We start from the raw sequence: 19,990 nt of genomic DNA on the forward strand, positions 1-19,990 counted from the left end.
ATATATTTTTTTTGAATTACGTAGGCTAAATAGTATTTTTAGACCAATTCCTTAGTCTATCACAGAAAAACATCTGTTCTTTTAGAACTATTTTATTTTTTTCAATTAGATTTACGAATACTAACATTCTAATCACATAAAATTTGAAGACATCATATACAATTGAGGAAATTAACGACGTATTACAAGGCGAATTAATTGGCCATACTACGCAAAAAATTAATGGACCTGAACAATTACAAAACGCGAATAATAACCATATCACTTTCGTTGGAAGCGTTAAATACGTAAAGTTTTGGGCCGACTCAAAAGCATGTGCTGCTGTTGTAAATGATAATTTAAAAATTGAAGCCGGAGATAATCGCGCTATTATTAAAGTGAAAAACGCCGATTTAGCAATGGCTAAAATACTGGAACTTTTTAATCAGCCCGCTCCCGTATTCGATACCGATATTCACCCAACAGCCGTTATACACGAAACTGCAAAAATTGGTAACGGATGTAAAATTGGAGCCAATTGCTACGTTGGTAAAGATGTTGAATTGGGTAACGAAGTTATACTATACCCTAATGTTTGTGTTTTTGACGAAACCATTATTGGTGATAAAACCATAGTTTGGTCGGGTACCGTAATTCGCGAACGTTGTATTATTGGTAGTAACTGTATTTTCCATACTAATGTAAGTATTGGTGCCGATGGTTTTGGATACAGACCAAGTGACGATGGTAGAGGCTTAGTTAAAATACCACAAATAGGAAATGTAATTATTGGTCATTTTGTTGAAATTGGAGCAAACTCTTGTGTAGATAGAGCCAAATTCAGCTCGACCATTATTGGCGACGGGTGTAAAATTGATAATCTAGTACAGGTGGCTCACAATAGTGTTATGGGACGATCTTGTATTATGGCTGGACATAGCGGACTCGCTGGTTCGGTTACACTTGGAGATGGTGTTATTATTGGCGGAAGTGCTTCTATAAAAGACCATACCAACATTGATTCGGGAGCAACCGTAGGTGCTGGATCTGGTGTAATGAACGATGTAAAAGCCGGACAAACCGTTTTAGGTTATCCTGCGCAAGACGCTCGAGATATGCTAAAACAATGGGTTGCTATGCGTAGATTGGTTAAGAAATAAAATTTTATTTATACAAAAGGTTTACTTTATTTGAAATTTTTGAATGGAGTGAACCTTTTTGTTTTATATAATTTATTATCGATAGTAACGAAATAGAAAATCTAATTCTGATTTGAATAATTTACTTCTGTTAATTTCATGTTGTCTACAAACTAATTTGATAGGTAATTACAATAAATAAATTAGGTTCCCAACTCCAACAACTCCTGTTAAACAGCCTAAAATAAAATCCATTCTAATTGCTATAAAAGTAAGTTTATGTTCAATTCTGCTCGCTACTGTGGCATACACGGCGTATAATGTAAATGAGCCCGCCGTAGAACCTATAGAGAAATATAAACTATTAAGAAGTGAGTATTCGAAATACTCTAAACCTATTAGCAAAGAAATAGACGTGAAGTAAAACGGAATGGCAAAAGTATTTAATAAAGACATACCAATACCGTGTAAGTAAGCTTTAGACTTATCGATTTCTTGTTTTTTAATTTGCTTTTTTGAAGTAAAATATAACCTAAAAAAGTTTGCAGATAGCAAGATAAGAATACCTGTACCAACTTTTTGTATCAGGGTTATATATTCTGAATTCGCCATTAAAACGCTTGAAAGATATGCGCCTATATTAGCTTGAAAAAACAATACCGTAGCAAAACCACCAATGAGATAAAAAGCAGATTTCCGTCCACTTTTCAAACTAAACTTAACAACTGTAAGATTTAAAAAACTAGGTACAATACTACCGGAAGCAGCAATAAGAAATCCAAAAAGTAAGCAGGTTAAAAAAGTCATAATTTATATCTAGCCACAAATAAACGGCTTAATCCATCAATATGTTACTACGTTTAATCTTTAAATTAACCCGAAACGATTCAACTAAGCCTTTTTTAATCAAATGGAAAGTTTAAAAATATAGTAACTTAGCCTTCTTTAACCTAGGGGTCTATTTTAGAATAAGCAAAAACGACATTACACGTATTATGAAAATAGTATTAAAAGTACTCGGTATTATATTTGGTGTTTTATTCATTTTTGGAGCTATTGTGCAATACAACGACCCAGACCCTATATTATGGATTATTATTTATTCCATTGCTTCTATTGCTAGTTTCGGTTATGCCGCTAACAAAACACCTAAAATGGTTCTACTTGTTCTTGGCACTTTATTCTTAATCGGTTTTTTATCAGCCTACCCAGAAACTTTTGAAGGTTTTGAAATAGGTAAAGGAGATATAAAAAATGTAGAAGAAGCACGAGAAGCTTACGGGTTATTGCTAATGGCAATTGTTATGTTTTTGTTTGGTGGTTTTTCTTTTTTAGAGAAGAAATAGAATAATTATTCTTCTTTAATAAGAATTGTATAAAGAAACGATACTCAAAGAGTTTTTAAATTCCCCGCTACTGATTGGTACTTCTAAATTAAAGTAAACAGTATAGTTTTTATTAGGAACCATATCAAAATAATTATTAGAAAACCGCCCTTTAGCAGGTGTTTTAAGTCGAACATCTTTAACTAAAACGTCCGTACATATTTCTAACACAATTCTATTTTCTTCTTGATTCAAAATTTTATAATTAATATTTGGTTCTGTTAATTTCAATTTACGCGATGGCTTAAAAAAGAACAAGCTTTCATCAAAAACAATATTATCTTCACCTAATAATCGCGCAACAACAAATGTACTTTCTTTTTTATGCCCATTTATAAGATCCTTAATATCTGTACTAAAATAAACGCTACTCGCATTTGACTCTATATTAATATCGCTTTTAAAAGTATTTAAAACATCTCCATTAAAATTAACAACTTCTAAATTAAGATATGCTTTTTTATTTTTTAATTCATCTGAAACAATATGCAATTCTAGAGCTTTATCGTTCTCAAAAAACATAGATTTAATAGGCTTATAGAGTTCCTTAACCTGATAATGAGATGCTTTCCAATTACCATAATAATCTATGGTAGACCATGAGGCTACAGGCCAACAGTCGTTTATTTGCCAATATAAAGACCCCATACAATATGGCATATTTCTTCGATGGGCTTCTATTGCTATTTTCATACCTTTTGCTTGCAGAAGCTGACTAACATATAAAAATGACTCGAAATCTTTTGGAGCTCTATACCAATATTTCATATACCGCTCTATATTTTTATTTCCTATGTTTGATCGCTGGTGAGATTTCATAACATCGGAATAGATATCCCAATCATCTTCAATTGTATATTTTTTTACGGACTCAAATTCTGGAAATGATTGAAATCCGTATTCAGACATAAAACGAGGAATATATTCATTAAAGGTTGAAAACGGTTCTTGTTGTCCCCAAACGCCCCAATAATGATAATCTCCAGAGCTTAAGTTTGAATCTTCACCTCTTGCCGAAGTTGGAGAAGATGCCCAATAAAACGTATCATTATCTAACTCCTTTACAACATTTGGTAGTATATTATGAAACACATCTTGATATCCCTTCCAAACAATATCTACAACATCTGGTCCTTGAGTATTTAAAATTTCGTTAATCCATCCCCAATTTTTCCATGCTATTAAATTCTCATTATTACCGCACCATAAAGCGATGCTAGTATGGTTTCTTAAGCGTTTTACTTGATATTCAGCCTCCTCTTTCACATTTTCTAAAAATGCCTCATCTCCAGGATACATAGCGCAAGCAAACATAAAATCTTGCCAAACTAGAATACCATATTTATCACATAAATTATAAAAAACATCTTTTTCGTAGACTCCGCCTCCCCAAACACGAATCATGTTATAATTAGCTTCAACCATATTTTTAACAACAGTTTCATAATCTTCAACAGTAACTCTATTTAAAAATACATCTTGCGGAATGTAGTTGGCACCTTTCATAAATACAGAGTGCCCGTTTAACTTAAAATAAAAGCTCTCACCAACACTATCTTTTTCTTGAACAACCTGAAGTGTTTTTAATCCTATTTTATTAGAGTTAGTTGCAAATATTTTTCCGCGCTCACCTAACTCAATATCTACTTGATATAATTTTTGCTTTCCCAATCCATTAGTCCACCATAATTTTGGGTTTTCAATTTCTATAGGCATACTTATTTTATTATCTCCTTTTTGCAGTTCAATTTCCTTTTGAACAAATAAAACAGAATCAATTTTAACATTTAAAAAAGCCTTAAATTGATGTGTTGCATGAATATCTAATTCGGCATTAAGCAATGCTATATTTTTAGAAATTTTATCCTGCTTAATATATGCATCTCTAATAATAGCGTTGTCCCAAGCATGTAACTCAACATCTTGCCAAATACCACTTGTTACCAATCGCGGGCCCCAGTCCCAACCAAAATGATAGCCTGCTTTTCTATTAAATACTGCAACTTGTTTTTTTCCCAAGCCACCATTTTCTGATTGATCGTTTACAGCATTTGGTAACTGATAACCAAGTGCTTCTCGTTTTTTAAGCCCTGTTTTAATAGGGGAATCGAAAACAATCTTCAATTTATTTTCTCCTAATTTTAAAATTGATTTGCAATTCAACTTATTTCCAACAAACATATTATTAGTTGTTGCAACCAACGAATCATTTAAAAATACATTCGCGTAAGTATCAAGCCCTTTAAAATTTAATTCTATTCTTTCTTTATCTAGAATAGCATCATCAATATTGAAAACCGTTTTATATTCCCAATCGTTTTTATCAATCCATTGTTGATCTTTTTCATTCAATCTATAAAATGGATCTTCAATAATCCCATTCTGTATTAAATCTGTATGAATAGAACCGGGGACCTCCGCTTTAAGCCACAGTGTATCTTGAACAGATTTAAATTGCCAATTAGAATTAATTTTCGTCGAAACAAAATTTGGTGGTGTATTGCAAGCCGTAACACATATTAATAACACAAATGCTTTGATATACTTAACCATAATTTTAATCATCTTCTTCTTTATTATTCTTCGACATAAATTAAAAAAGCACGAATACATTAACTAACATATTCGCACTTAAAACAAACTATCACTAACTAATTCTTACACCTTTGTTTTAACCTATTTAGATGCTACTTCAGTATACTTACCCGGGTACCATAATTAATAGACTATTTTATAACCTTTTAAATCAAGCATTTTAAGAGCATAACGTTTTCCTAATTCACGTACACCTGCAGAATTAAAATGCACATAGTCGTCTCTAACTTCGCAACCTTTAGATGAAATTACATGAGCGGTAGGAACCACTTCTGGCAATGTGTTTATAATAGAGTTCATACTAGCACAAACACCTCCTTGCTCCTCGTTTACAACCTCACCCGCTAATAGCGGCACATCTTCTGCTTTCAACCCTAAATCATTCAGCATGTTATTATAAACTTTTTTAACATAATCCGGCCATTTTTCATCATCTTGATTTGTTTCACCTTGATGTAAAAGAATACCTTTAATAACTCCATTTTCTTGAGCCAGTTTTGCTAATTCTATAAAATGCTGATATGGATTCCCTTTGTAGTCTCTAATCTTTTTAGCAAACCATTCTTCCAGATATGTTTTGGTATAATCTTGATATATCTCTTTATCAAAAAGCCTAATATCACTACCACCAATAGCAATATTTACAACGCCTACTTTAACACTATCTGGCAAATGCTTAATCATTGTTTTTCCAAAATAATCGACTGGAGAAAGCCCTGTATGGCATTGAATTAAAGGTGGAATTGCCGGATACCATATATTCTTTTTTCTTAATAAATTATCGCAATCCAGTGATTGTAATACTAAAAACCGATCGGCTGCTATTTTATCTTGAGTTTCAATGGTAGCCGAACCCTCCATATTAGACTGACCAAAACAAAGATAAATATGAAAATTAGGATTTTGTGAAAACATATTTGCATTTAACAAAAAGACACCTATTATAAAAAAATTTATTTTCATTTTCTTTAATTATTTATTGATGGTATTGAATTATTGATACATGTATAATACTATGAAACAAAACGCTATTAGTATTAAAGACCACACTCTAAAATTCTTATAAAAAGGCACACCTTCTAGTTCTTTGGTTTCTTCGTGATATATTTTTTTTGTCCAGATTAAATCTTCAATTTGCGTTTTATCATCTGGTTTAGAAAGTAAACTCACTATAATAATTACAACTGCACTAAATACAAAATAGAAAGGTACTTTAAGTAAAAAATGAATACTACCTAGAAGCTCATGATTAAAACCAACCTTAGCGACTATAGTGGCTATAGCAGCAAAAGCACCAGCAATTAACCCCCAAAAAGCGCCATGTTTATTAATACGTTTCCAAAACACACCTAAGAAGAATACTGCCACTACAGGAGGGGCAATATAGGTTAGCATTTCTTGATAATATTTTAATAACGAATCAAATTTAGAGACAAAAGGCACCCATAAAACAGCTAAAATTAAAACTATTACAGAAACAATTTTACCAACATAAACTTGTTCTTTTTGAGATGGCTCTTTTTTAAATTTTACATAAAAATCCATAGTAAATAATGTCGCTACAGAATTTAACAACGCACTTAATGTTGATGTAAGTGCCGCTACCATAGCGGCCAACATTAAACCTAACAAACCAATAGGCATAAGCTCTATAACCAACTTAGGATACACCATATCGTTTTTAGGTAAACCTGGAAATAAGTGTTTACCAATAACTGCTGGAAAAATAATAATAAAAATTAAAGACACTGTTAAAAAACCTACTAATAGAATACCTTTTCTACCATGATCTATAGATTTAGCCGTTAAAACACGTTGCACCAATACCTGGTTATTTCCCCAAAAATAGAATCCTAAAATGGGTATTCCTACAATCATACCAAGCCATGGCACAGACAGATCATCTAAAGGGCGTATTAACTTCATCATCATATCTTCATTTAAAAGAAGTTCTTTCAAATGCTCTAACCCGCCATTACGCATGGCTAAGAAAGTTAAAATAAACGTACCTACAAGTAATAAGATTCCTTGAATAAGATCGACTTTAATTGCCGCAGATAATCCGCCAGGAATAGTATATGCAGCAACTATTACTGCAAATATTACAGATAGTTCCATTATGGATAGTGAGGGGAAAACTAATTTCATTAGTAGTGAAGCGGCATACAAAGCTCCGGCTGCATCTAAAAAAGTAGACCCCATTAAGGTGATAAATGAGAAATAATATCTTGATCTTTTATCAAATCGTTTTTCTAAAAATTCTGGAATAGTGAATATTCCCGATTTTATATAAAAAGGTAAAAAGAACATGGCGAAAAACACCATAACTAATACCGAAATTAAATCGTAATTAAAAACAGCTATTCCCGTTGAATAAGCATCACCACTTTTACCAATTAATGTGGTACTTGAAATACTTGCTGCGAATAATGAAAAACCAATAACTGGCCATGTCATATTTCTACCAGCAAGAAAATAATCGCTTGTAGAATCGCTCCCTTTTTTGGATGAGCGAATGCCGAACCAAACAATAAAAATAAAATAAAGTACTAAAACCGATATATCTATAACTCCTAAATTGTATTCCATTTTTTGCTTTTATAAAACCTTTTAAGTTCTTATTTAATTAAAATTGTACTAAGAAATACCACACTATTGGGTTTAACATCAATCACCATATATTTAAGGTTAACTTTTTTCGAAACAACAGGAAACCCATCTGAATTTGTAGGTCTGTTATCTTCTGAGTATTCATACAAATTCAGTTGCTTATCGTTTTTGAATAAACTAGATTCTATACGGGTTGATTTATTTGATTTTGACTGATTAACTATCGCTACAGTTACATCATTTTTTAATTTCGAAGCTACAGCTCTAACACTATCGTTAACAACCGAAAACTCCGGTTTGTAAATTATAGATTCCGTTGGAAACAAATTGCAAATCAACGTCCACGAGTAAGACCAAGGCCTTGGTTTTTTATCAATCTCTAAATCGCCAAATTCTTCGGCTAAAATATTCCACATACCCCACTTTTTTAACTGACTCTTTTCTCCTAAGTCGCCAACGGTATGCATAGCATCATCCAAATCCCAAGCAATTGTACCTCCTACAGCAGCTAGCATACTTTGTATTGCCGCATCTGCCATATCTACTCCGTAAAAATAATCGTAAACGAACATAGAAGAATCATCTGGCCCCGCATAAAGATCTGCTTCTCCTCGCTTTCTGTTTTCGTCTTTTAAATCGCCACTATATTTCATTCCTAATTCACCTAAAACAAAAGGTTTATTGGTTTTATTAATTGCTGAAGTAAATGGTTTTAAGTAGGAAACAAAATTACCCGTTCTAATTAACTCTTGATCTGCATAAATATGAAAATCATATAATCCTGTAATTGAATCTAAATCTGTCACTGTTGAATAAACCCAATCATGAGCTTTTTTAGGATGCGTTGGATGATTCCATTGTGTTACAGCATCTGGACCAGAAAGAGCAATATACTTATCCAAACCAGATATTTTAAAAGCTTCACCAAGTTTAATATATCCAGATTTCCATTGTTTCCAATCTCCATCTGTTGATGCCCAATAGCCATTTGGTTCGTTTACCAAATTGTAATATTGAATACAAGTGTATCCTTTTTCGATAATTAAATGCTCCAGATATTTAACGATCATGTTAATCCATCTCTCATCATCGGCTCTTTCTATTTCCGGAATAGTTTCATCTAAATTCCATAATCCTGGCGCTCCCCATTCTCCAAAAAGCACTTTTATATTCCTTGATTGACAATAATCTAAAAGTTTATAAAGGCTTTTAATTTCCTGACTCTCAAAATCGATTATGGGGTCTCCGCTTTCATCCAAACCTTTATAATAACGCCATGTAGCAACATCCATAACCCTAATAATATTAGGATTTACAAAATCTAAACGATTATAAAGTGTTTTCCATTTTTCATCTGTCATTAACCCCCCCCATTCTGCATCTTTGGAATCGGCATGAGGATAGGCAGACCATTGCACACCATGACCTATAAAAGGAAACTCTAACTTATTTTGCTTATCAAAAGTAATACGAATATCAACCTTATTCTGTTTAGTAACATTATAGCACCCACCCAATAAAAAGGTGAATGCTATGAATGAAGAGAGAATAAATATTTTTTTAATCATTAGATTTTTTTAATTCTTGTAATAATTCGTTCACACTGCATGTTGCCAATCCAATATATTTATCTGCGGCACCATAATACACATGTAACGTATCGTCAATAATAACATTTCCTGTTGGAAAAACACAACCTTTATAATAACCTTCTATTTCGTAATCATGCTCTGGCTCCATAATCCAGTTTTCCAAACGCCCAATTACTTTCGTAGGGTCGTTTAAATCTAACAAAGCCGCACCTGCACGATAATAACCTAATCCGCCATTTTCCACACCGTGATATATAATTAACCAACCATCCTTAGTTTTTAAAGGCGGTGTGCTACCACCAACTTTTTCTTCCCAAGTACCTTCAATACCCGCAATTAAAAGTGTACTTTCTTCTTCCCAAACCATTAAATCGTCTGAAAAACGAACCCAAATTGCTGGTTTATTTGTCCCGTAAGCTTCTCCAATCCATTCTTTCGGCCTGTGAAGCATAGCGAATTTACCGTTTACCTTTTCTGGAAAAAGGATAACATCTCTATCGTCTAAATTAGATGTTGTAATACGGCCTAATCGCTTAAAGCTTTTTAAATCTTTTGAAATAGCCAACCCAGAGTTTGCTATATTATTTTTATAAACTAACGGTGTATCTTCTCCAGATTCTGGCAATAAAATAACATCGTGAGCAAATTTCCAATATTGTCCTGGAGGAAAAGGTCTGTAAGCATATGTGATATAAAACTCATCTCCAAACTTTGCAATTCTAGGATCTTCTACACCGCCCATATCAGGACCATCTATACTAGGTGAAAAAACAGGCTTATCTGAAACTCTTTCAAAATTAACACCATCTGTGCTTTCTGCTAATCCAAACCTGATAAAATGTTCTTTATCATCTCCGGCTGCTCTGTATAACATTGAAAACTTACCGTTTTCGTACCAAACACCAGGATTACATACTACAATATTCTCCCAATAATTATCCGGGTTTGGACTAAATATTGGATTCTCTTCATGTTTCTTTAAACGTAACAACTTGGTTCTATCTTTTTCAATAGTATTCATTCTATTCTTCTTAAATTTTAAACTTAGGCTAATTCAAATAATATTTTATCACTCCATGTTTGTAAACAATACAAACGACTCTCCTTCTAAAGTCATTTCAAGACCTTTAGTAAAATCTAGAGTAACATTGCTTTCTAATGGCGTAGCAAAACCATCACTATCTACCGCACCAACAAAAGATCCATCTACATTAGACTTATATCTATACTTGTTAGCTGTAAGACTACTTACTAGATCTGATTTTAAAACAATATCGTATGTTGAGTAATGCGAGTTAACTATAGCAATTGTATATTTTCCATTATGCATCCCTACAACAGCACGCACGCCTTTTTTATCTGGTAATTCAACATTATAAATTTCACTTCCAGCAGGAAAATAGCGGGTTAGTAAAGAAACAGGATAAAAATATGGACGAATATTTTCGTCTGAAACATCACTTGTAAGCTCCTCTCCTAATATGTTCCAAAACCCCCAACGCTTTAATTTAGAAGTTTGGTAATCCCCATTATCCGGGCTATTATACATCGCATCATCCATGTTCCAAACTAACGAACCTGAAAAACCTTCGCGCATGGTTTGAATTAAGGCATCTGCCATATCAATTCCATAAAAAGATTTGTAAACCATCATGTTAGAATCTTCTCCAGCGAATGGATCATTCTCGATAGCTTCTTCATTTAATCTTTTTAACTCGGCATCTACCTCATCATATTTAAAACCTATTTCACCAAGAACAATTTGCTTTCCTGAAGGTGTTATTTTTTTGTAGGCTCTTAGCATATTACTAAACTCGCCATTACGAATAAGTTGCTGTTTTGGATATACATGAATATCATACAAACCAACATAATCGCCTAAGTCATTATTTGTTTTTGTAATCCATTCAGTTTCACTTGCCGTATTAAACACAGCTATATCTGGCCCCATTAATTTTACACTAGATAAAGCATATTTAGCCATTTCTTCAATGTAAGCTAATTGTACATCTCTATAGATATCGTAGTTTCCTTCTGTACTAGCCCAATATCCATTTGGCTCATTAATAATGTTTATGGTTTTAATATTAGTATATCCTTTTTCATTTACTAAATGGTTTAAAAACTTAACTGAATTTGCAATCCAATTCATATCTATATTACCAAAACCACCTACTGATTGATGTCCCCATTCTCCATAAGTAATTTCTATATTTCTACTTTTAGCATAATCTAGCATTTTAAAAAGAGACAGTGTTTTTGTAACCTTATCATAAGTGCCATTATTATCATAAGACCATCCTGAATTTGTCATAATTCTTAAAAACGGAGGTCTCATAAAATCGATTCTTTGGAATAAGGTATTCCAATCTGCATCGCTTAACGTTTCTGTCCCTAACCAAGTTGGCACAACATCGTAACCTCCCCATTGGGCACCATTACCAACAAAATCTGTTGACACCACATCTGTTGTGATCGTCATTTCCCGATTGCTTTTTACAGCTTTATCAATATTTAATTCATTGTCATCACAACTAACCAATACAAGTATTAGAGAAAATAGAACAGATACCATATTATTTATTTTCATTTTTTTCATTTGAATATTTTTAGGATACCTGCTTACCGCGAAGCAAGCAGACTATCTATTTAATTAAATTGTACCACATTTTTTTAGACATGTGAGCCGTTTCTTCAAAGCTGTAATTAGACACGCCCCAATCAAACAATTCTGACTTATACTCCAACTCTGTACTTAAAGCAATTTCAGTTTGTGTATTAACTTCAATATCTAATGTGTACTCTACGCCTCCGGCATCGGTAATTATTACTTTTTCTTCATTAATTATCCATGTGCCAGCAGTTGTTGGCACTTTTCTGTAACGGCTATTAAAATCGGTTTCTGGCCAGCTAGCATCATCAGAGACAAAGTTTCCGTATGCTCCATCAGTTCCTGCATTATTTTCGAAAGTTCCATAAGGTTCTCCTTCTGCATTTTTACCATCTACAGTAAACGTGATTGTATTATCTAACTCTGCAGAGACATTAGGTAAATAGTTGTTTAACAACTCAGTCTTTTCCCATCCCCAAGATTCCCAAGAAAACAAATCTGAATAAATTCCAATTTCACTTATTGTCCATGTTCCTGCTATAGAAACATCACTTAAATCTATATCTACCTGTAATTTAATAATCCAAGTAACAGATTCTCCTACTTCTGAAGACACAATAATGCTCGTTGTATTACTTGATGAAAAATCTAACGTTTCGCCTTCAGACACATTAGCTGAAGCACCAAATGATAATCCTAGATTTTCTAAAGTTATCATAGAAATATCTGCTCCATTATCTTCAATTGTTACCGTAATTATTTTGGCATCATTATCTATTACTGTATCTCCAACTTGATCTTTTACGGTTAAACCAGATATACTATTTCCCGTTTGAAGTACACGGTCCTTAGTTAACACGTACCACATTGGATTGGACATATGGGCTAATTCCTCAAAACTCCAATCAGTATCAGTCCAACTAAAAAGATCGGCTAAATAAGGCAGTTCTGATTTTAAAACAACCTCTCCTGTTTCTGTTAAAACCTCAAGTTCTAACTCATGTTCTACTTTATTTGCATCTGTAATTACTACTACATTACGCTCAAAATCGCGCAACCATGTTCCCTTTCCTTTTGGTATTTTTCTAAATCTTTCATTAAAGTCCCAAGACTTGCTAGTATCACCAAAATTCCCATAAAGCCCATCATTTCCGCCAGTATGCTCGTAAGTTCCAAAAGGGTTTCCTTTTTCGTCTGCACCTTCTACTGCAAAAATAATTTCATTATCCCATTCTGGACCTAACTCTGGTAAATACCCAAATATGCTCTCATTTTTCTCCCATCCCCAAGATTCCCAGGTAAACATATTGCAATACATACGAACATCTCCTACATACCAACTGCCTTCTAAATCTGATTTAAACGGACTCACAGATACTTCCCAATCTAAGCTTTGCCCTGCTCCTGATATCACAGAAATTATAGCTGTTCCACTGGTTAAATCTAATGTTGTTCCTGCTCCGTTTACAGTACTCGCACCATAGGCTAATTGAATATTTTTAATTTCTACTTTAGAAATATCTGCAATATTCTCTAACTTGGCGAATATTTTAATTTTAGCATCATCTAAATTACGTTCTATTATTGCTGTGCCTATTTGCCCTTCAACTAAAACCGAAACAATATTGCGTTCTTTCTGCCAATCTGTACCTTCTAAATCTTCTAAAGGATTATCTGTACATGCAAGAGCAAAAACTGATAATACCGTTAGATATATATATTGTAATTTTTTCATTTTTTTTGATTTAATTAATGTTAGGATTTAAATCGATCTCACGTTGAGGAATTGGGTAAAAAGCAACTGCTTCTGGCGAGAGACCTGCAGCTTCAACAACTTCACGTTGTACAATATTTTTACGTCTTAAATCCCAAAGGCGATCACTTTCGTAAGCTAATTCGCGTTGACGCTCTTCTATAATTAATTCTCTAAAATCTTCTTTAGATAAACCGCTTAAATCTGCCAACTCCGCCACACCAGCTCTATTTCTTATTTGATTATATTGAATTAATCCATCTGTATTAGCCGTAGCTTCTGCATAAACTAATTGAATATCTGAGTAACGAATTAAGTATGGTCTTGTGCTTGTTTTATCACCTTCAAATAACGGGTCTACATATTTTCTTGTAAATGCATAAGGGATAGTTCCATCTGAAACAGAACCTATTGAAACGCCATTTTCATCAAAAACTTCAGAAACAATTAATTCATTTCTACGCTTATCTGCGGCGTTATACGATGTAAATAAATCGTCTGTTGTTTGAAATACACTCCACCCATCATGAGTTTCAGAAAAAGAACCATCAATGTTTTTTAGATAAACTGAACCACCGGCGATATAAGGTAGAAAGTATTTAGAAAGTTTGGAATAATCGCCCTCTTGAGTTCCCGAACGATCCATTGACAAAATAAAAATATGCTCAGGCCCATTTGGCTTTTCAGCATTATAAATATTTTGCAAATCTAAATCATGACTGTATTCGCCTTGACTTGTTAATACATATCCTGCGTACTCTGCTGCTTTTGCATATAGATTATCAACACTCTCAGTTATAGCTTCATATTTTGGCGTTCCGCTTTCTTTAGCCGATGCTGCAAACAAGTAAACTTTAGATAGAAGTGCTTGTGCTGCTATTTTATCTGCGCGCCCAACAACTCGATTAACTTCTAAATAATCGATAGCCCTTACTAAATCGTCTATTAAAAAAGTATAGGCCACATCCATATTCTCTGGTAAAGAAGCCGTTGTTTCATCTAACTTATCGATAAGAGAAGTTTGTAATGGAGTTAAACCAAATGCTCTAACCACGTTAAAATGATTGTATGCTCTAAGAAATAAAGCTTCCCCTAAAAGACGATTTTCATCTTCTTGATTAAAACCTTTTCCTTCTACATTTTCAATAACTGCATTCGCTCTATTGATGGCGATATATGCCGACCTGTAATATTGCGTTAGCAATTCGTTTTGAGATGTTACTTCCCAATTAACAAATGCTTGAGCATCTGCCCCTTCATCTGATTTTACTCGGCAGTTATCTGTCGATAATTCTGCTAAATAAAATGTTACTGGTGCATAGCTTACTAAAGTAAGCGCATCATAAGCATAAAGTATTGCAGCTTCTGCATCGTCTACCGTTTTGTAAAAGTTTTGATCTGAATAAAATCCTTCTGGCTCTATATCTAAACTCTCGCAGGATATTAATCCTATTGCAAAGACTAATCCTAATATTATTTTTTTAAATTTCATCATTTTCAATTCGTTTATATATTGTAAATGTTTTTTAAATTCACCTAGAATGTTAATTCAAGTCCTATGGTCCAATTTCTTAACTTCGGATAACCACCCCAATAAATTCCATTACTTCCAACTTCTGGATCGTAACCTTTAAAATCAGTGATTGTAAATAAATTGGTTCCGTTAACAAAAAGTCGTCCGCTTTTAAACCCAACATTTTTCATATCTTCTAACTTATATCCCAATGAGAAATTTTGAAGACGAACAAAACTTCCTTCCTCTATAAACCAATCGGACATTAAAACATTTCGACCTTCGCGCAAGCTTGGGTAGTTGTTAGTTAAGTTATCTTGTGTCCATCTTAAAGGGCGGCTACTTGGCTCGTTAAAACTTTGTGTATTAAATACATCTTGACCAAAACTACCATTGAAAAATAATGACAAATCGAATCGATTATAATGCGCTTGAAGGTTTAAACTAGCTTGAAAATCTGGATTTGGATCACCAATAATTGTACGGTCGTCTCCATCTATAACACCATCTTCATTTAAATCTAAATATTTAAATTCTCCCGGCTGTGCAGCATCACCAATTAATCCTGCAGCTAGACCTTCTGCCCTAGTTTGAACAATACCATCTACTTGATATCCATAAAACACATTTATTGGTTGCCCAACAGCTAGAATGTTTGGAACAGAACGAAAGGCCTCTACCACGCTTCCTGAAAATTCATACTTCATTCCAGATAAAGCATCGGTATTAAGGCCAGAAGACACCTCGTCTCCAAGACTTACTACCTTATTTTTATTTTTTGCTAAAATTAAAGAACCACTTAAACCCCAATTATCTTTACGAGCTATAATACCATCTAAAGTTAACTCTGCACCTTTATTCTGAATTTCACCATCGTTAACCCACATTCTATCGTAAGATGATGAAGGCGACAATAAACGCTCTCTTAATAAATCTGTGGTATATTTATCATAATAATCGAAAGTAACTTTTAGCTTGCGATCAAAAAAAGCAAAATCTCCACCAATATTTAACTGAGATGTTGTTTCCCATTTTAAATCTGGATTAGGAATCCCTCCCCAAGTTTTCTTACCACTTTGCGCATCTTGACCTACTACATAACCAGGTCCAATAGTGGTTTGCCATCTACCGTTTACATAATATTGATCTTGGCCATATCTACTATTTATTAAATAAGGCGAAATACCTTGATTTCCTGAAATACCATAAGACCCTCTAATTTTCAGTTCATTAAAAACATTTAGATCGCTAATGAATTTTTCTTTATGTATTTTCCATCCTAAAGCTCCAGAAGGGAACATAGCCCACTTGTTATTCTCTCCAAATTTGGAAGAACCATCTGACCGCATAGTAAAGGTTGCCAAATACTTATCATCAAAAGTATAATTCAATCTTCCTAAGTAAGAATACATGGTAGTTTCAACTAAACTGTTTGAGACAGCTTGTTGATCTGGATTTCCCGCAGCAAGATTCCCGTTACCTAAAGATTCATTTAAAAAATTGAACGCTTTTAATTCTGAAGTACGACTTGTATAATATTGATATGAAAAACCACCCATTGCACTAAAAACATGTTTTTCATTAAACTCTTTATTGAACGTTAAAAAAGTTTCTGAAACGGTTTCATTACTTTCCCAATTATTTATACCTCCAGAACCATTATTAAATGTTCCATCTTCCGTAAATACTTTAGGATTATAGTAATCTCCAATCGAGTTTCCAAATTTATGGTTTAATTGTGTTCTTAAATTTAAGGTAGATAATAGCTGTACATCTATAAATGCCGAACCTATAAAGTCTTTAAACTTGTTTTTATTTGTTCTATGGTTTGTTAACGCTACTGGGTGAGAGAAATCGTTATTACCAACTAAAAAGTAATCTCCAGCATCATCATAAACAGGGAATATTGGGTTTCTCCAATATGCTAAATCTCCATTATTATTTCTTTTTCCTTTAGAATAAATAACATTAGTTCCTACGGTGGCTTTATCATCCCAAATTTTATGTGTTACATTTAAATTGAAATTTAACTTTTCGTAATCGTCTCCTTTATAAACACCTTCATTGGTGTAATACGTTGTACTTAAACTAAATTGAGTTTTCTCGGTTTGACTTCTTATAGCCAAATTTGTATTATTAGAAACTGGATCTCTAAATACAATATCATCCCATGCTGTATTGTAAGGCCACGACCCGTTATTCAGTTCTTGAACCGACGGATAGTAAACACCATTAGCATCTTTAGCACCAATGTAAACAGGAACAAAACCACCATTTACACGCGCCTCGTTACTTAGCTCTGCCATTAAAGCCGGATCTCTCCATAAATTCAAATCTGAAGTAAAACTAGAAAACGTATTTTGTTGAGAGAAACTAACTTCAGTTTTATTTTTTGAGCCTTTTTTAGTTGTTATTAAAATAACTCCATTTGCTCCTCTAGAACCATAGATAGCAGATGCAGAAGCATCTTTTAACACTTCCATTGAAGCAATATCTTGAGGAGAAATTTGTTTTAAATCTCCTGCTGTTCCTATCGGGAAACCATCTACAACTACAAGCGGATCGTTACCACCACGCAAAGAACTACCACCCCTAATCCTTATCACAGATCCTGCACCCGGATCGTCTGAGGGAGAAAGCACTTGCACACCCGCAACTTGCCCTTGCAATAAACCATCAATAGAGTTAGTAGCGCGTACAGGAAGTTTATCCATTTTAACAGAAGCAACAGACCCAGTAAGATCACTCTTTTTTACAGACCCGTAACCAACTACAACAACCTCATTTAGCTCCGCAATATCTTCTTTTAAAACCACTTTAATATTAGTACCAGTCCCAACATTAATTAGCGTGCTTACATACCCTATGTATGAAACTTCTATATTAGAACTTTCATTTTTAACGGTAATTTTAAAATTACCATCAAAATCTGTTGTTGTTCCATTATTAGTTCCTTGCTCTAAGACCGTTGCCCCTGGTAGCGGAAAACCATCTTGGTCGGTAACTAAGCCAGCTACATTTATTTGAGCGCTTATCTTAGTTAGACACAGAACTATCAAAACAGCAGATAATAGCCACATTCGATTTTTCTTATTCATTTAGTTTAGTTTTATGTATTAGTTTAGGGTTTCAAAATTATACAACATCTACAATAGATAATGATAAAATAATGCTCAATACTATGCGTTTTTTGAATTATTACTAGTTTTACCTATTAATTTTTCTAAATTTCATTAATTTAAATTTAAATTATTATTAATAATTAATCACTAAATTTGAACATCGCACTCTTAAAAGTAAAAGTTTTTAATAAGTTAAGCTGAATATTCTCCATGAAATCTATTAAAGAAATAACTCCTATAAAACAAGATGATCCATTTGTTATACTAAAACATGAAAATGCGTTATTTGATTATCCTCTACATTTCCACAATGAATATGAATTAAATTTAATTACAAATTTTAAAGGAAGTAGAACCACGGGGGATTATGTTGAAACCTTAGAAGGAGACGATTTAACTCTTTTAGGCCCAGAATTGAAACATGTTTGGAAATCTGATAATGCTATTAGTAACACAGGAGTTATAACCATACAGTTTCAAGAGCATTTTTTACACTCTAAAATAATGAGTTACAATGTATCAAAAGATATAAAAAAACTTTTAGAACTATCTAAACGTGGCATCTCATTCTCAGACCCAACTAAAAAAAAGGTATCAGAAATGATGCTATCTATTGATAACAATAATAATTTCAAATCTTTTTTAACCTTCCTCGAAATACTACATACCTTATCAATATCTAAAGACATAAAAGTATTAAGCAGCCCGCCGAGTGCAAATTACAGCCAACAAAGAGAAAGTAGACGTATTTCGCTTATTTTAAATTACGTAAAAAACAATTATCAAAAAAACATTAAATTATCGCAAGTGGCAGAAATGGTAAACATGTCTGAATCAGCTTTTAGCCATTATTTTAAGAAAAGAACAAGCCACAGTTTTACTAGTTACCTTCAAGATTACAGATTAGGTGTTGTAACAAAGCTATTGACAGAAACAAATATGTCTATCAACGAAATATCGTATTCTGCCGGTTTTAATTCGCTCTCTAATTTCAATAGAGCTTTCAAGAAAAAACACAACATTTCACCAAAAACCTTCAAGCTTAATTACGATAAAGAAGTTTCGCGTTAAAATTTAAGTTTTTGTTTAAATCAGAAATGGATACATCTAAACTTCTTATATATCATAAAAATCCCAAGTTGCATTATAATCGTGAAATTTAATGACACCTATTCCGATATCGCAACAATTAAAAAAATCACAGAGAACACAAGACGCTGATTACACGTAAAATGAACCTTAAACTCTAACCTCTATTTTTATTTAATATACACTTCTTTTATTTTTTTAACACATGTTTACACCTAACCGTAAAGCATACAACTGTCGAAACTCCTTCTTTTTTGATTTTAAGCGAAGAAAAAATGCATTATTTTAGGACAGATGTAGATGGCGATTTAAAAGAGCATTTAATTTTTAATTCAGAGCGCTTAAGCAATGCCTCTGTTACTTTCAATTCTACTAAAACCAAAGAAATCGTTGCTTACAAATACCTTTTCACCTTTAATATAGAAGGCCAAGTAAGCGCTATAAAAGTTCATAACACATTAACTTTTAATGCTGATGTCTTTTCAATGTTTGGCAGTAGCTATTCTAAAACCTTAACTAAAACCAAAATTGTTGGAGATGAGTTTTATACTAAAACAATTGCACTTTATCCAAACTTAAAAGTAAAGCGCTAATTTATCATC

The 19,990-nt window shown here is 33.1% G+C and carries 14 protein-coding genes; 4 read left to right on the forward strand and 10 right to left on the reverse strand.

The features are described 5' to 3' along the window. Window positions 1–143 precede the first annotated feature (143 nt). Window positions 144–1,139, forward strand: a complete 996-nt coding sequence (gene lpxD, locus BM246_RS12770; RefSeq protein WP_074938379.1) for a UDP-3-O-(3-hydroxymyristoyl)glucosamine N-acyltransferase — start codon at window positions 144–146, stop codon at window positions 1,137–1,139. Between the two features lie 168 nt (window positions 1,140–1,307). Here lpxD and BM246_RS12775 read toward each other — a convergent pair whose 3' ends face one another. Further along, window positions 1,308–1,925 (reverse strand): LysE family translocator, encoded by a 618-nt coding sequence (locus BM246_RS12775; protein ID WP_042500127.1) that lies wholly within the window; start codon window positions 1,923–1,925, stop codon window positions 1,308–1,310. Between the two features lie 188 nt (window positions 1,926–2,113). Between BM246_RS12775 and BM246_RS12780 the strand changes: the two genes are divergently transcribed. Next, window positions 2,114–2,464: a transmembrane 220 family protein gene (locus BM246_RS12780; RefSeq protein ID WP_074938381.1), complete on the forward strand. Its 351-nt coding sequence runs from the start codon at window positions 2,114–2,116 to the stop codon at window positions 2,462–2,464. A 15-nt stretch (window positions 2,465–2,479) separates the two neighbouring features. Here the strand turns inward: BM246_RS12780 and BM246_RS12785 are convergent, their stop codons facing one another. From BM246_RS12785 to BM246_RS12825, 9 genes are all read right to left on the reverse strand, one after another. Next, complete coding sequence (locus BM246_RS12785) at window positions 2,480–5,056, reverse strand: beta-mannosidase (protein ID WP_083415804.1); 2,577 nt, start codon at window positions 5,054–5,056, stop codon at window positions 2,480–2,482. A 165-nt stretch (window positions 5,057–5,221) separates the two neighbouring features. Continuing rightward, a complete protein-coding gene (locus BM246_RS12790; RefSeq protein WP_042506553.1) occupies window positions 5,222–6,061 on the reverse strand; it encodes a sialate O-acetylesterase in 840 nt (279 codons plus the stop codon). Between the two features lie 30 nt (window positions 6,062–6,091). Next, a complete protein-coding gene (locus tag BM246_RS12795; protein WP_074938383.1) occupies window positions 6,092–7,687 on the reverse strand; it encodes a sodium:solute symporter in 1,596 nt (531 codons plus the stop codon). A gap of 29 nt (window positions 7,688–7,716) precedes the next feature. After that, window positions 7,717–9,276, reverse strand: coding sequence for a cellulase family glycosylhydrolase (locus BM246_RS12800; RefSeq protein ID WP_074938385.1), 1,560 nt, complete (start codon window positions 9,274–9,276; stop codon window positions 7,717–7,719). Then, window positions 9,269–10,321 carry a glycoside hydrolase family 130 protein gene (locus tag BM246_RS12805; RefSeq protein WP_042500122.1) on the reverse strand — a complete coding sequence of 351 codons (1,053 nt, stop codon included), beginning with the start codon at window positions 10,319–10,321 and terminating at the stop codon, window positions 9,269–9,271. The genes BM246_RS12800 and BM246_RS12805 overlap by 8 nt, the downstream gene beginning before the upstream one ends. 48 nt (window positions 10,322–10,369) lie before the next feature. Further along, a complete protein-coding gene (locus BM246_RS12810) occupies window positions 10,370–11,899 on the reverse strand; it encodes a hypothetical protein (RefSeq protein WP_231961857.1) in 1,530 nt (509 codons plus the stop codon). A gap of 46 nt (window positions 11,900–11,945) precedes the next feature. Beyond that, a complete protein-coding gene (locus BM246_RS12815) occupies window positions 11,946–13,646 on the reverse strand; it encodes a hypothetical protein (RefSeq protein WP_074938387.1) in 1,701 nt (566 codons plus the stop codon). Window positions 13,647–13,656: 10 nt separating this feature from the next. Further along, on the reverse strand, window positions 13,657–15,159 hold the full coding sequence (locus tag BM246_RS12820) for a RagB/SusD family nutrient uptake outer membrane protein (RefSeq protein WP_083415800.1): 1,503 nt from the start codon (window positions 15,157–15,159) through the stop codon (window positions 13,657–13,659). Window positions 15,160–15,200: 41 nt separating this feature from the next. Further along, a complete protein-coding gene (locus BM246_RS12825; RefSeq protein WP_074938391.1) occupies window positions 15,201–18,275 on the reverse strand; it encodes a SusC/RagA family TonB-linked outer membrane protein in 3,075 nt (1,024 codons plus the stop codon). Window positions 18,276–18,509: 234 nt separating this feature from the next. Here BM246_RS12825 and BM246_RS12830 point away from each other — a divergent pair, with 234 nt between their 5' ends. Then, the gene (locus BM246_RS12830; protein WP_042500119.1) at window positions 18,510–19,370 is read left to right on the forward strand and encodes an AraC family transcriptional regulator; all 861 of its coding nucleotides are present in this window, start codon (window positions 18,510–18,512) and stop codon (window positions 19,368–19,370) included. A gap of 293 nt (window positions 19,371–19,663) precedes the next feature. Then, entirely contained in the window at window positions 19,664–19,981 is a 318-nt protein-coding gene (locus BM246_RS12835; protein ID WP_074938393.1) for a hypothetical protein, read from the forward strand. The last annotated feature ends 9 nt before the right edge of the window (window positions 19,982–19,990 follow it).

Origin of the sequence: Algibacter lectus (genome assembly GCF_900112395.1) — a bacterium.
In the GTDB taxonomy this organism is placed as follows: domain Bacteria; phylum Bacteroidota; class Bacteroidia; order Flavobacteriales; family Flavobacteriaceae; genus Algibacter; species Algibacter lectus.